Consider the following 14960-nt stretch of genomic DNA (forward strand, 5'->3'; position numbering starts at 1 on the left):
AAGCAAAATAAAGCCTTTGACAATGTCAAAGGCTGATTGGTTGAAACAGGCTGAGTTTTGTTCAAAGCTGGAAATTAGAATTCCAGACCATAGGAAATCCCTAATATATTTTGGCTCATGCTCAGGTTGGCTTCACCACCGCCGAAGTTAGCTGGAATAGAATTTTGTCCTTTTACAGTTTCTTCCAGCGCATGCGTATAGGCGAGGCTAACTTTTTGCTGGTCATCAATCTTCCAGGTTGCACCCACGCTTAAATGCTCTTGAACCACGCCTGGCGCCAGAATATTCAAGAAGGTTTGATCATTCTGAACAGGTTGATCATTATAGCTATAGCCGGCACGCAGGGTTAATTTCTCGGAGGCTTGATAGGTGGCTGAGACTTTGTAGACATTGATGTCTTCCCAGCCAAAGCCCGGACCTTGCGCCGTACCAAATAGATTGTTACTAAATAATTGATCCAGCCCATTTCCTACGGAATCTACATCTGAATAATTGATGCGTAGATAATCGGTCGCCACAGATAATGCTGGAGTTAACTGGTAATTCAACCCAACGCCGTAGCTTTCTGGTACATCAAAGTCACCACGTCCTGCAAACAAGCCTTCATATTTTTTAAAACGGCTGGCATCAATTTTAGATGAATAACTTGCACCGACAGTTAATTGATCTGTCGGTTTTGCAGACCAGCCGATCCGTGCACCAACACCATAAGAATCGTCGTTACCACGATTACTGATTGCAGCCTGATTGGCTGAAACACCACCAAAAACATCCCCATCAAAGCCCTGTGCCTTGAAACGTTGATATAAAATATTGGCTGCCAAGGCAATTGATTGATTATCGGCATATTTCCAGGACAGAGCAGGAGAAATAAAGGCCTGGGTTAAGGAAATACCAGCACTGCCACTGTTATCATAAACAGCATAAGGATTATTTTTATAATTGGTGTTCATGCCGCCATTGCCATAAACAGCAATACCGGCAGTGAGTTGTTCATTAATCGGATGGACATAGCCAACATCCGGAATCAGAAAGTATTTACGGCTGTTGCCATCGTACTGTCCATTTGCACCAGAACGATTGCCTTAAATTTCAGACTCGCGGTCTGGAGCGAAAATGGTTAATCCCGCATCAAAGCGTTTACCCATCCAGCTTAAACCCGCAGGGTTACTGGCAATGGTTAAACTATCCTGAAAGTTAGCAATCGCAGTCCCAGCATTGCCTTGCGAATTGACACTATATGCATGCATGAAATAACCGGTTGTTGCAAATGCAGATGTTGAAAACAAAGGTGCAATGACTGCAGCAGAAATTAAAGCAGATAGATACTTCATGAGAATATAGATTAAGTATAAACAATATATTTATAAGTATATTAAAAGAAAGAATCTTTGTATTTGAATATAAAATGATATCTTTATTCTAATTTTGAATATAGAAGTTATGGGATAAGTTTAATATGGCTTTATTGCGCCAAGATTACACGATGGATTATTCAACAACATAATTATCAGATGAATAAGCCCATACCTGCCCCCATTCATAAATCATTTTTGCAACAGTGTCTATGTGCATACCAATTAACCCATCGAAATAAGCCAACCATTCATATTATAGAATGATTGGCTTAAACAGGATTGGGGTTATAATTATGAAATGTAGTTTAAATTAAAAAATATTTGATCTATAAAAAATCAATTAACTTTATTTAAAATAAAAGAATTATGATTTTTATATTACAAAAAATTAAATAATTAAATCATCATTTAAAATATTTCTTATATTTATTTATAGCTTAAATAGATCATTACATTTATTTTTTCACGTACATAGGTCATGTCCGTGCTTTTGATTATTTTTTGTACTCTGCTTATGTTACTACATCATATTTTTTCTGTTACCACATCAAAACCTGTATTTTTACAATCCTGTTACCACATAAAAACCTGTATTTTTTAAAACTGTTACCACATCAAAACCTGTATTTTTTTATTTTATTAATACCTTTTATGTATAAAAAATATATTCAACAACAAAATAAATGGTTAATTTTTATTCAAAAAAATATTAGTTTTAAAAACTATTAAAAATAAATTTAGTGATGAACCACAAATAAACAATTTATCTTTTAATAAAAAATTAATTTTATAATAATCTTACAACGCAAACATAATTATAAAATATAATGATATTTATAAAGGTCACTGATCAATTATATACATTTAAGTAAATTAAGCTTTAAATATAAAATTTTTAGGGAGGATTACCGGAAAAAATTATAAAAGATATGTATCAATTAGGATTGTGAATATCTATTCCAGGATAATTCTGGGAAAAATTATGTGAAATTTATGTATTAACAATGGAGTTGAATGTCTATTGAAGGATATTTTTTGGAAAAATTGCGTGATTTCAATGCCTCAAAGCACATACTTGCACGTGGACATAAGCATCTATCAGTAGCAATCACCTCCGTTTGGGAAGGTGAGGATGTCAACTTTCCCTAATCTTGCCTAAGCCTTTTGTGGCATTCCCCAACTTTTCGTAGAGAGCAAAAATTCATAGTTTAAAGCCATGAGTATACTTTGCATATTGAAGCTATTCCGGTCTTCAGGCAACTGTAATAGAAGGGGTAAACGCGTCACCCCATTTTCACCATTGGCAAAAGCATAATGGCGTACTTTAGAGTCAATCACTGGAATTAAATTCTTTGCTTCCATATAGACACTTTCCTGAGTGGCCTGCTTTTGCATGGCAATAATTCTGAGATAGCAACGATCTCGAATATCTATCAGATTCTGTTTTAATTCATTGATCTTCAATTCATGATTTTCAGACTTTTTAAACAGACGTTTAAGAAAACCACTATTTTGGGTATTTTGCATTTCACGTTCTAACTGGCGTATGTGCTGCTGGATCTGGCGCGTTTGTTCAATCGCTTCATTCAGCAGCTCCCTGATTGCCTGGGTGGGTGCGGCAACGGCCCTAACCTGTTGCTGATACTGAAACTCATCATGAAAAATCACAAAGATTTGGGCGCGACGTTGTTCCAGTAACTTTAAATAGGCAATTAAGCGATATTTGAATAGGCGTGCATGAAGATTAAACTGCAGCATCGGTTCCTGCGATAAAATTTCCAGCTGATGCAGAAACTCATTAATTAATCTTAAAATATTTAAATAGCAATATTCTAGTTCATCCGTATGTTGAACACTGCTTTTCAAGCCTTTTAGAAAAGGTTCAAGAATATTTAAGGATAAATCTTTCTCTAAAATTTCCAGATGTTCTTTCACCAGGTGATCGATAGAAAAACTTTGAATCTTTAAAATTTCTTTCAAACTCGGGATGAGTTTCTGCTGATTATATTCATGCAGGGATTCAACCAGTTCCACAATATGCGGATTCATTTTGCGTTGAATCCCAATGATTCGGGTCATCAGCTGTTTAAAATTTTCAACATAATCCGGTTGATCCAGCTGTTGCGGGTCCAGAACCAGACCACTGATATAGAACCGGTCTTCTCTACCAAAGTTTTCTTCAGTTAAAAAGCGGCGAATTGAATAAGCAGAAATTGAGCTGTCGTAAGCGCTGCTCAGGACAAAATAATATTGAAAGGTTTTGATAATTTCAAAGTCACGAACGCGCTGTTGCTGAATAAAATAATCCTGAAAAATCGCCAGTTCCTGCTCGGCATATTCACTCGGTAAAATATGGGCAAACCAGCTTCCCAGAATTTCACTTTTCATGAAGACTTCAAAGATAAAAGTTCGGACTTGCTCAATATCCAAATGACGGTGATTTTCAGATACAGAAAAATCCAAGTTTTGAATAATCAGGGCCGCATCATACAGAAAGGCTTTTTTGATCAGTTGTTGTGCCTGAATGTCGTTTTGATTGTCCAGATCGATTTGATTAATTTCACGGACGATGGTTTCAAGATAATCTGCAACCTGAAAGTCAGTTTGATAGCCTTGCAGATAGCTGAAGGTGGTCTTAATTTTGTGCGTCAGTTGCAGCAATTCGGAATTTTGGGTGTTAAGTTGAAGATCTTTGAGGTGGGTATGCCCTTTAAATTCAAAGGTCTGGGTCAGGTAATTCCATGCGATATTCTTGGCTTTCAGGTATTGATCTTCTATTTTTTGATGTAATGCCTGCGGTGTTACAGAAAGGATCGACTGCAGTTGTTGCTGCCAATGCTTATCGAAAATAGGGTCAATTTGTTTTAATTTTACCCGCAGCTGATAAGGAATGTACGTTTGCATGGAGATCCAAAACCATTGTAGTGAATTCAAACTTTTAGGGAGATAAAGCAGTGTGATTTATATCACAAAAATAAGCATTAGTTAGTGTTGTTACGTGAAAAAATTCTATATAAGTATCTTTTTTATTCGTTAACAGATGTAAAAGCATAGAAATGATTTGAACCAGAGACTTGACTCAATGCCCAAAGCGAATTAATCAATCTTCCACCCAAAGCAAAATGCATCAGCTATCCATTTTAGATTACATCCATAGTCGATTAGCTGAACTCTCGGTATCTGAAGAGTAGCAGGGAAAATAAACTCCAATTTTCTGGTGATTTTATTGACGCCAATGTTCATGGAATAAGCCATCATTTTTAGCTATTTTGTGATATAAGTATCATAAATAATCACTTAGGATTGACCTATTGAGACAGGTTTTACTAGCGCTTCATTTAAATTTGCGCAGCTTAATATTACTCCTGACGATCTTAAGCGTGACCTGTCTTTTTGTGTTTTCTTTATTCTTTGTGAACTATACGGTTAAAGAGCGCCTAATCGATAATTCCTTGGCCTTGAATGCCGAATATTCTTCCAAGATTGCTGTGAATACCAACTATCAGTTTGAAGAAATCTTAAAAAATTTAAGATTTAGTGCGCATCTGTTGGGCAAAAACTTTTCCAATGCAAGCCTGAGAAACGGTGAAGCGACAAGACTGAAAAGCCAGTCAGGACATTTCAACAGTGTTTTTCTGGCTGATCGGGAAGGGCGTATCATTTCATTTTTCCCGACGACCTTAAAGATTGATTCTAAACAGATCCATAAAACCCATGGCATCACCGAGTCGCTCAAACGCAAGCAAACTTATATTTCTTCTCCGTACTGGTCGTCAACCAAAAGACTGATTGTGATTGTTTCCGAGCCGATCTTTGATGAGCGAGGACAATATCAAGGCTTTATCGCCGGTACGATCTACCTGCAGAGTAAAAATCTGGTCAGTGAAATGCTGGCATCCAAATATGGCTATAAGAAAAATTATACATATGTCATGGATGACCAAAAACGGATTATTTTTCATGCTGATATTCAACAAATTGGTCATAAAGTCCAAACCAGTGACGGATTAACAACTATGCTTGATCAACAGGATGGAGCTTTCCGTCTGATGAACGCTAAAGGCATAGACAGTCTGGTCGGTTTCTCACATATTCCTAGCGTGAACTGGATTGTGGTATCGCAGCAGCCCATTGATGAGTTATTTGCTCAGGCCAACAGTATCATCATTAAAGTGTCCATCGGAATTACTCTATTCTATCTATTCATTTTCTTTGTGGTCTGGCGTTTATCTGGCTTTATTGCACTGCCTTTAAATCATTTGGCGAAAATGGCCAGTATGTTGAACAGGGCGGATATTCAGGAAAAAATTAACAAAATTGATCCTTTGTATTTTGAAGTCGATCAATTCAAAAATTCCTTGATGCTGAGCTGTCAGAATTTTAATGAAAAAATTGATGAGCTGAATCAGTCCGTGAATAGCGATCCGCTGACCGGTTTGTACAATCGCCGTGGGATGAACCTGTTTATTGAAGAATTTGTGCGTATGCGTACCGAGTTTGCTGTGTTAGCAGTGGATATCGACTTCTTTAAAAAGGTGAACGATACCTATGGTCATGACAAAGGCGATATTGTCTTACAAAGGCTGGCTAAGGTGATGCAATATCATTTCCGAGACAATGATATCTGCTGCCGTTCAGGGGGTGAGGAATTTATTATTTTAATGGCTACTTCAGATCCGGAAATTACTTTTCAGGCCGCGGAACGGCTACGAAAAGCGGTTGAACTTACAGAGATGGAAGATATGGGAAGGGTGACCATTTCAATTGGGATCGCTTACTGGCCTCATAGTTCTGAGGATATCGAGGAAGTATTGAGAATGGCGGATCAAAAGCTGTATCAAGCCAAGCATGAGGGGCGTAACTGTACGCGCTAGATTCTAGGCATCAACTGATTAAAACTTCACAGTGAGAAACTTAAATACACCTTATAGCCTATTTGCTTTAAACAGGTTTGGTCTATTTAGACATGGATTATTCTCATAGGCCTAATGATATAATTATCATGTAAATTTTTAGCTAACACAAAACTTTGAACGACTTTATTACCTAAGACCATTTGCGAATCTCATCAAGGAATTTTATGCCTAAATCATCTCGTGACTTATTTTCACCGGATGTATTCGACCTCAAGTCGTTTATTTCTCCTTATATGATGCTGATTCCTCCGACGATTTTTGCCTTGCTGATCTGGTGGACCAATCAAAGTTTTGGTTTCCTGTTTACCCATACCGTGGCGGAACTGATTTCAATCATTATCGCGCTCACGGCTCTGATTGTGACTGTGGTGTCACGGCATTTTACTAAAAATTATTTTGTGGTTTTCATTGCCATCGCGATTGGCTGGTGTGGATTTATTGATTTATTCCACACCCTGCTCTATAAAGGCATGCAAATTCTTCCGGTGGACAGTGCCAATCAGGCGACCCAATTATGGATTGGCGCCCGGTTATTGCAGGCCTTTGCCATGCTCGCCGCGCCGTTTATGCTGACACGGGCGATCAAGCCTGTCCCGTTGAACCTGTTTTTTGGTCTGCTCAGTGTCGGGATTGTCAGCGCAGTGATGCTGGGTTTCTTCCCCACGGCCTTTATTGATGGGCAGGGCCTGACTTCTTTTAAAATTTACAGTGAATATCTGATTATTGCGGTTCTGGCAATTGCGCTGGTACTGGTGTGGCAGCGTCGCGAATATTTATCAGCACAACTGGCGTTTGGTGTCAGTCTTTCCATGCTGACCATGATGGCCTCTGAATTTACCCTTACCCAATATGTGTCCGTATATGCCGATGCCAATCTGCTGGGGCATATTCTGAAAGTCTATTCATACTGGTTTATTTATATGGCGCTGGTCGAGTCGACGATTAAAGAGCCTTTTAGCATGCTGTCCAAGGCCGCCAGTACCTATGACACCATTCCGGATCCGACCTATATTGTCAGTTCCAGCCAAACCATTCAGCAGGTTAACTTGGCAGCAGCGCAGCTGCATGGCATCCCTGCGGCACAATTGACCGGACGTTCTGTGCATGAACTGGTGCATGATCCTCGCGTGCTGGCCGCTGATTGTCCGGTTTGCTCGCGACTGCAGCAGGCACCTCAAGAATTTTTAATCCAGCTGACTCTGCCGCATCACAGAACAGTCGAGTGTCATGTGGCGCCTTTTGCGGAACGGCTGGGTGAAAAACCGGTCTGGGTCATGGTGGTGCACGATATTACAGAACGTCAGATTCTGCTACAGGATGTACAGAAGCGTGTGAAAGAAGTGCGTTGTCTGAACCAGATTAATCAGCTCTGCAACCATACGCATACTGGCATGACCGAGCTGTTGCCCAAAGTGATGCAGACGATTCCTTCCGGCTTTTCTTCGCCGGAGCGGGTTCATTTGCAGATTAACAGTGACTGGGGCCTTTTTGGCACAGCACCTCCTGCTCAGACGCCTTGTCTGCAATCGGTCTTTGCCAATGACACCCAGCAATTCGGAACCTTAAGCGTCTGGTATGATCCGGCAGCGGATGCCCCTGTTTTTCTGGATGAAGAACAGAGTTTAATCGATCATATCACCAGTCAGATCACCGATGTGTATACCCGGCTACAGTCCCAGGGGCGTGTAGCACGGTTGACCTATCTTTATCAGCTGCTCAGTGAAACCAACCGGGTCATTGCACATAGCCAGAATCAGCAGGATTTGCTGACGGAGTTGCAGCAGGTGCTACTGAAGCTGGGTAGTTTTGCCAAAATTGTGATTGCATTGAAGGCAGATGATCAGGCTGACAGTCCGCTGGTGATCCAGTTCCATCATAATATTAGTGCCAATATTTTGCCGACTTTGCAGACGGTCTTGCAGCAGGATCAGAATCCTCCATTGAATCATGTGAAAAATACCAGCCCAGAGGTGGATGTCTATAGCTATACATTGGTCAATGATGCTGATGAGAATGTTTCTCCAGAATACCGGGTGTGGAGACAGTACTTAAAACAGGAAAAGGTGCGTCAGGCTGCATTGACCCCATTGTTGTTTGAGGGGAATTTCTGGGGGCTGGTGGGGCTGTATACCACGGGGCAAGTGGAATTTGATGAGGAGCAAATTCAGCTGCTGCAAAATCTCTCAAGGGATATTTCTTCTGCGCTGGAGCATTTTTCAGCGGAGCAACACCTCAAAACTGCTGAAACTTACTCGCAGCAGATGGAGCAACGTTTCCAGCAGGTGTTTTTGCAGTCTCCCGTACCGATGAATATTATTTCCATTCAGGATGGACGTATACTTGCAGTTAATTTAGCCTACGAAAAATGGCTGGGATATAGCCTGGAAGATTTTCAAAATCGGGAAGCCTGGCTAAAAAAAGTGGCGCCTAATGCAGAACAAAGACAGTTTATGCAACAGAACTGGGAAGAGGCATTGCAGCTGGCGAAAAATGGCAAACAAGTGCAATTTCCTGAAATTACCCTGGTGGCAAAAGACGGTAGTCACCGTATTGCACAGCGCACGCTGGCGATTGTCGGCAATGATGTGATTCTGGCTTGGGCCGATCTTACAGCCATCCGGAAAACTGAACAGGCATTACGAGACAGCGAGCAGCGTTTCCGTGGCATGGTGGAACAAACCGTGGTCGGAATGTATGTACTGCGCGACAATCAGTATTTATACGTCAACCCAAGTTATGCTGATATGTTGGGTAGGTCTGCCGCAGAGCTCATGGGACATAATATCCTGGAGTTTACTGATGCAACAATAGACACTCTTGCTGCGATTCACCAGGCGGAGAAGTTCCAGACTGCTGAACACTCGGGCACGCCCTATACAGTTCCATTCCGACATCAAAATGGCCAGATCCGTGAATTTTCCCTGCATACTCGTCGCATCATTTGGGATGACGGTTTGCCTGCCGCGATTGTGATGGCACAAGATATTACTGAGCAAAAGCAGGCACAGGATCAGATTGCGTATCAGTTGGAACACATGGAAACCATCATGTACGGCACCTTGCAGGCTGTATCCACCATGGTAGAGTTACGTGATCCTTATACTGCTGGGCATGAACGCCGTGTTGGACTGATTTCCAGTGCGATTGCCAAAGAGATGGACTGGGATGAAAAACGCTGTCTACAGATGGAAGAAATTGGACTGGTACATGATATTGGCAAAATTGCTATCCCTTCCGAGATTCTGACCAAACCTTCACGTCTTACCTATCTGGAAATGGAAATGATGAAAGGGCATGTACAGGCCGGCTATGACATTCTCAAGGATATTCCTTTCAATATTCCAATTGCTGAAATCATTGGCCAGCATCATGAGCGGATGGATGGTTCCGGTTATCCTAATGGATTGAAAGGAGATGAGATTCATCCGGAGGCACGTATTCTGGCTGTGGCTGATGTGATTGAGTCAATGGCTTCGCATCGCCCATATCGTGCTGCTTTGGGCATAGACGTTGCACTTTCAGAAATTTTACGCGGACGTGGAACAATTTATGATGCGGAAGTTTGTGATGCAGCAGTACGTTTAATTAAGGAAAAGGGATATGTCCTGCCAAGTTAAACAGGCTTGATGATCAGGTGAATAGCATCCAAAAAGCTATTCACTTTTTTCAAGTTGAGTAACCGTCAGGATAGAGTTCTATATTTTTTAATGCTTTAAATTGAAGCTCTAGTAACCTTATGTTATTTATAACTCAATAGAAGGCTAATATTTGGAGTTTCACCGATGTCATACCAGCATATTTTAGTACCCGTCGATGGTTCAAAAATTTCTTTCTCAGCGGTAAAACATGCGGTCGAAATTGCTCGGGTCTTCAATAGCAGGTTGACCTTAATCAGTCTGGTTTCAGAAGATCCATTTACAGATGCAGATTTCTATTACTATTATGTGTCTGCTCCAATGAAAGAACACTTTATCCAAGCCTATGCAAATGCAGAAGCGGTATTAAAACAAGCAAGCGAAATTGCATATGCGGCGGGCGTTCAAGTAGAAACAAAAGTCCTAAAAAGCGTGCTGCCTGAAGAAAGTATTGTTGAAACTACCAAACAGCTTAAAACTGATCTCATTGTGATGGGATCGCATGGTCGTAAAGGTTTTAAAAAATGGCTACTCGGAAGTGTCGCCACAGCTGTACTTTGCTCCACGGAATTGCCAGTAATGGTCATAAAATCTTAATGTCTATATAACATATATAATTAAAATATAAGGAGTTTAAAAAATGGCGAGTTCTAAAAAAGAATCTAAAACAATGAAAATTGATATTGGTATCTCTCATAGTGATCGTGCCAAAATTGTTGAAGGTTTATCCAAACTGCTAGCGGATAGCTATACCTTGTATTTGATGACCCATAACTTTCATTGGAACGTGACTGGGCCACAATTCAATAGCTTACATAACATGTTTATGACTCAATATACGGAGCAATGGAATGCCTTGGATATCATTGCTGAGCGAATTCGTGCTTTAGGCTTTCCTGCTCCCGGAACCTATAAACAATTTGTAAAATTAACTGCAATTAAAGAAGTAGAAGGTGTTCCTAAAGCCGAGGAAATGGTCAGCCTGCTGGTTAATGCACATGAAACTGTTGCGCGAACTGCTCGAAGTCTCTTTTCCATCGTGGATGAAGTTAATGACCAGCCAACAGCTGATCTGATCACACAAAGACTTGAAGTTCATGAAAAAACAGCCTGGATGTTAAGAAGTCTTCTAGAAGAGTAGCAATCTAGAATCAGTCTGCCAATTTTATATAAATTGGCAGACTGATCATTCTTGATTTAAGAAAAGTGATTTTGCTTTGCCAATTAAATTTTGCTTATTCGCTATTTTTATTCACCGATAAAATCACTTGTAGATTGCTATCAAGCTTATAAATATCAAATTGTCACCCAATAGAGCTAAGCTAGACTTTAGTCAGATGGAATTGAATTCTTCTGCATCCCATCGACAATACGTCAAAATGAGATTGGAAATGACAACTGAGAATTTGACTCAAAAGCACCCTTTATATATTCCTTATGCCGGTAATACTCTTTTAGAACTTCCCTTGTTAAACAAAGGTTCTGCATTTACTGAACAAGAGCGTAGTCACTTCAATTTGCACGGCCTCATTCCTCATGTCATTGAAAGCATAGAGGAGCAGAGCCAGCGTTCCTATCAACAATATTGTGCTTTTAATGATGCGATCAATAAGCACATTTACCTGCGCAATATTCAAGATACCAATGAAACTTTGTTCTATCACTTAATTGAGCATCATTTAACTGAAATGATGCCGATTATTTATACACCCACAGTAGGTGAAGCTTGTCAGCGCTTTTCCGATATTTATCGTCGCCATCGCGGAATTTTTATCTCTTACCCGGATCGAGTTCATATTGATGATATTCTACAAAATGTGAATAAAAAAAACGTCAAAGTCATTGTGATTACTGACGGTGAACGCATTTTAGGTTTGGGTGATCAAGGGATTGGGGGGATGGGCATCCCCATTGGAAAATTGTCTTTATACACTGCGTGTGGCGGCATAAGTCCTGCCTATACCTTACCGATTACTTTAGATGTCGGTACCAATAATCCGCAATTGCTGAACGATCCTATTTATATGGGCTGGAATCAGCCACGCATTAGTGGAGATGAATATTATGAATTTGTCGACCATGTGATTGCAGCCATTCAGCGCCGTTGGCCAAAAGCTTTGATTCAATTTGAAGATTTTGCCCAAAAAAATGCCATGCCTTTATTAAATAAATATCGTGATCAAATTTGTTGTTTTAATGATGATATTCAAGGTACGGCTGCGGTGTCCGTGGGAAGTCTGATTGCTGCTTCGCATGCTGCAGGTAAACAACTGAAAAATCAGACAATTGCCTTCTTGGGTGCGGGCTCAGCAGGCTGCGGTATTGCTGAACAAATCGTGGCGCAAATGGTGACTGAAGGCTTAACCGATGCGCAGGCACGTGCTCGTATTTATATGGTTGACCGTTTTGGTTTGATCACTGAAAATCAGCCAAATTTGCTTGATTTTCAACGTAAGCTCGCGCAAAAACCAGATAATGTCGAGCACTGGGGCAATGCGCAAGAAGTTATTTCCTTGCTCGATGTAGTACAAAATGCCAAACCAACGGTGTTAATCGGTGTGTCGGGTCAAGCAGGTTTATTTACTGAAGAGATCATCAAGACGCTGGCAGCCAATTGCGAACGTCCCATTGTTTTGCCCTTGTCGAATCCGACATCACAAGTTGAAGCTGTGCCAGCAGATATTTTGCAATGGACTGAAGGCAGGGCACTCATCGCGACTGGAAGCCCATTTGCACCCGTTAATTATCAAGGTAAGATTTATAACATCTCGCAATGTAATAACTCTTATATTTTTCCTGGCATTGGTTTGGGGGTGATTGCCTCGGGTGCAACTCGGGTAACCGACAGTATGCTGATCGCATCGAGTAATACCTTGGCAGCATGCTCACCCATGTTGCAGAATCCAGAAGCCGATCTACTCCCTGATTTGAATGAAATTCAGCAGGTATCTAAGATTATTGCATTTAAAGTGGCCAAAGCAGCAATGGAAGCGGGGGTTGCACCGCTCATCTCTGATGAGTTGTTAACTCAAGCCATCGAAGCGAATTTCTGGAAGCCGAACTACCGTGAGTATAAACGTGTCACATTCTAATTTTCATGAAAGTCGTTTTAGTCGCTGAGTGAATATCAGAGAGTTAACCGAGTTATGTAAGTAGCTCGGTTTTTTAATACATTGGACAGCCATAACTTTCTTAGACAAATTTCATCTATTTTTGCATAGAAGAAATATGATTATTTTTAATATATATCAATGAATTTAAAGATAAAGTTTTTAATTAGATAATCGAATGTGAATATTCTTTTGTTATTCACCAATTAAAATGTCCTGTTTTTAACTACAAGAGTCAAGCACAGGATTCAGATTTCGTTCTTTGATTACTGTTTTCTGTGCACATCTGCTTGGCATCTTTTGAGAGCGACTGCGTTGACTAAGCTGCTGCCGGTATTCTCCGCTGTAGCATCGGTCTTTTTCCTTAATTCTGCTTCTATGGCATAGAGCCTCTGGATCAGCATCATGCTGGTTCAGTTATTTATCTAATCATTTATAGAGGGCACTGTTGCAAATAGGAATCTGAATCAATCATCCTCCCTTCAAAAAAGCTTAGAGACCGAAAACCCTGTTTATTAGACACACCTCACCTTGAGGCTGACCATAATAAAATGACGAAGCTTGTCCTTTATGCAGTGCACGCATGACGTCAATACCTTTAATTGTGGCATAAGCCGTCTTCATAGATTTGAATCCTGAGGTGGCCCTGATGATCCTCTTTAGCTTGCCATGATCACATTCGATCACGTTATTTTTGTACTTAACCTGCCTGTGCTCAAAGTCTGGTGGACATTTTCCTTCCTGTTTTAGCCGTGACAAATCACCTCCATATGTGGATGCTTTATCCGTATTGATCACCTGTGGAATTTGCCACTTCTTCACATTATTTAAAATTTTTCCAAGAAAACCATATGCTGATTTGGTATTACGTCTAGAAGAAAGGTAAAGATCAATGGTATAGCCACGTTGATCGACTGCACGATACAGATAAGACCATCGTCCATTCACTTTTACATAAGTTTCATCAATATGCCATGACCTCAGATCTGTAGGATTACGCCAATACCAGCGCAAGCGTTTTTCTATTTCAGGAGCATAATGTTTAACCTAACGATAAATAGTAGTGTACTCAAATTTTACATAACCTTTTCCACCTTAGAAAACTCATTCCGCTAAAATCTATACCAGCTCGGAAATGATCTCTGCCAACACTGCATCTGCTTGCGACGTACTTCTGACAGCAGAAATTTCCTTTTTAACTTTAGTGAGAGATTTCCCAGTTTCTTTAAAAGAAAAAACTGTTTTATTTCCTATGAGGATTAGAGGGGTAAGATTAGAGACTTCGCCTATTTTTAAGAATAGCTCTGCTACTCTGACTTGATGAGCATAAATAGATCGTAACTTTTTGGTAATTTCTAAAGCAGTCCGTTTATTCATAAATATATCCATTAATTTTATTAGATTTTTTGAACACTTTAATTATTATAAATCCAATCCTAGCAGAACCAGTATTAACAAGTAAATGTCTAAAATTCGTGCATTAGTGCGCTTAAAGAACTGCTGATTGCTGATAGAGCAAGGCTTTTCAGATTTTTAAAAAGCTACAATGAATTGGTTCATAGATATAACGTAAATACTTTCATTGTAAAGCCCAAGGAAAAGGCTATCAAACATGCATGAATGAAATTTTGCGGGATGCTATGCTAAAAGAATTAAAAAATCATTAATAAAAAACAGAGGTTAGCCTATGTTTTTTATATGCTTATTATGTTCCCAACTAAACATGGCTATTGAATAGAAAAACAAGTCAGTAAAAAATCCAAACCATGAGGATTGAGTTTTTCAATACACATTAAGCAAATGATTTATATAAGAATAAAATGGCACTGTTGCAAATAGAGATTTGAGTCGATGATGTTCCCTTTAAAAAGTGCTTAGAGACCGAAAACTCTGTTGATTAGATACACTTCACCCTGAGGCTGACCATAATAGAATGATGAA

7 protein-coding genes and 3 pseudogenes are annotated in these 14960 nt (G+C 39.9%); 6 read left to right on the top strand and 4 right to left on the bottom strand.

Features of this window, described 5'->3' with window-relative positions:
- Positions 1-74: 74 nt before the first annotated feature.
- Together ACE01R_RS16005 and ACE01R_RS16010 are read right to left on the bottom strand one after the other, a co-directional pair.
- A pseudogene (locus tag ACE01R_RS16005) lies at positions 75-1334 on the bottom strand (OmpP1/FadL family transporter).
- A gap of 1179 nt (positions 1335-2513) precedes the next feature.
- A complete protein-coding gene (locus tag ACE01R_RS16010) occupies positions 2514-4262 on the bottom strand; it encodes a hypothetical protein (protein ID WP_395552507.1) in 1749 nt (582 codons plus the stop codon).
- Between the two features lie 491 nt (positions 4263-4753).
- Between ACE01R_RS16010 and ACE01R_RS16015 the strand changes: the two genes are divergently transcribed.
- From ACE01R_RS16015 to ACE01R_RS16035, 5 genes are all read left to right on the top strand, one after another.
- A complete protein-coding gene (locus tag ACE01R_RS16015) occupies positions 4754-6232 on the top strand; it encodes a diguanylate cyclase (RefSeq protein ID WP_395552508.1) in 1479 nt (492 codons plus the stop codon).
- Positions 6233-6438: 206 nt separating this feature from the next.
- Positions 6439-9891 (top strand): MASE3 domain-containing protein, encoded by a 3453-nt coding sequence (locus ACE01R_RS16020; protein WP_395552509.1) that lies wholly within the window; start codon positions 6439-6441, stop codon positions 9889-9891.
- 165 nt (positions 9892-10056) lie between these two features.
- The gene (locus ACE01R_RS16025; RefSeq protein WP_395552510.1) at positions 10057-10506 is read left to right on the top strand and encodes a universal stress protein; all 450 of its coding nucleotides are present in this window, start codon (positions 10057-10059) and stop codon (positions 10504-10506) included.
- A 43-nt stretch (positions 10507-10549) separates the two neighbouring features.
- Positions 10550-11050, top strand: coding sequence for a Dps family protein (locus ACE01R_RS16030; protein ID WP_067723696.1), 501 nt, complete (start codon positions 10550-10552; stop codon positions 11048-11050).
- Positions 11051-11300: 250 nt separating this feature from the next.
- Positions 11301-13001 (top strand): NAD-dependent malic enzyme, encoded by a 1701-nt coding sequence (locus ACE01R_RS16035; protein WP_395552511.1) that lies wholly within the window; start codon positions 11301-11303, stop codon positions 12999-13001.
- 510 nt (positions 13002-13511) lie between these two features.
- Here the strand turns inward: ACE01R_RS16035 and ACE01R_RS16040 are convergent.
- Together ACE01R_RS16040 and ACE01R_RS16045 are read right to left on the bottom strand one after the other, a co-directional pair.
- Positions 13512-14099: pseudogene (locus ACE01R_RS16040) on the bottom strand (IS6 family transposase); the annotation flags it as partial.
- 39 nt (positions 14100-14138) lie between these two features.
- Positions 14139-14396, bottom strand: a complete 258-nt coding sequence (locus ACE01R_RS16045; protein ID WP_395552512.1) for a hypothetical protein — start codon at positions 14394-14396, stop codon at positions 14139-14141.
- A gap of 209 nt (positions 14397-14605) precedes the next feature.
- On the opposite strand from ACE01R_RS16045, the pseudogene ACE01R_RS16050 reads away from it, so the two are divergent.
- Positions 14606-14686: pseudogene (locus ACE01R_RS16050) on the top strand (BrnA antitoxin family protein); the annotation flags it as partial.
- Positions 14687-14960 lie beyond the last annotated feature (274 nt).

This window comes from Acinetobacter sp. BSP-28 (assembly GCF_044130285.1).
Taxonomy (GTDB): Bacteria; Pseudomonadota; Gammaproteobacteria; order Pseudomonadales; family Moraxellaceae; genus Acinetobacter.

Coding starts and splice junctions, on each gene's coding strand:
- ACE01R_RS16020 (WP_395552509.1), top strand. CDS start 6,439: ATGCCTAAATCATCTCGTGACTTATTTTCACCGGATGTATTCGACCTC.
- ACE01R_RS16025 (WP_395552510.1), top strand. CDS start 10,057: ATGTCATACCAGCATATTTTAGTACCCGTCGATGGTTCAAAAATTTCT.
- ACE01R_RS16030 (WP_067723696.1), top strand. CDS start 10,550: ATGGCGAGTTCTAAAAAAGAATCTAAAACAATGAAAATTGATATTGGT.
- ACE01R_RS16045 (WP_395552512.1), bottom strand. CDS start 14,396: ATGAATAAACGGACTGCTTTAGAAATTACCAAAAAGTTACGATCTATT.
- ACE01R_RS16035 (WP_395552511.1), top strand. CDS start 11,301: ATGACAACTGAGAATTTGACTCAAAAGCACCCTTTATATATTCCTTAT.
- ACE01R_RS16010 (WP_395552507.1), bottom strand. CDS start 4,262: ATGCAAACGTACATTCCTTATCAGCTGCGGGTAAAATTAAAACAAATT.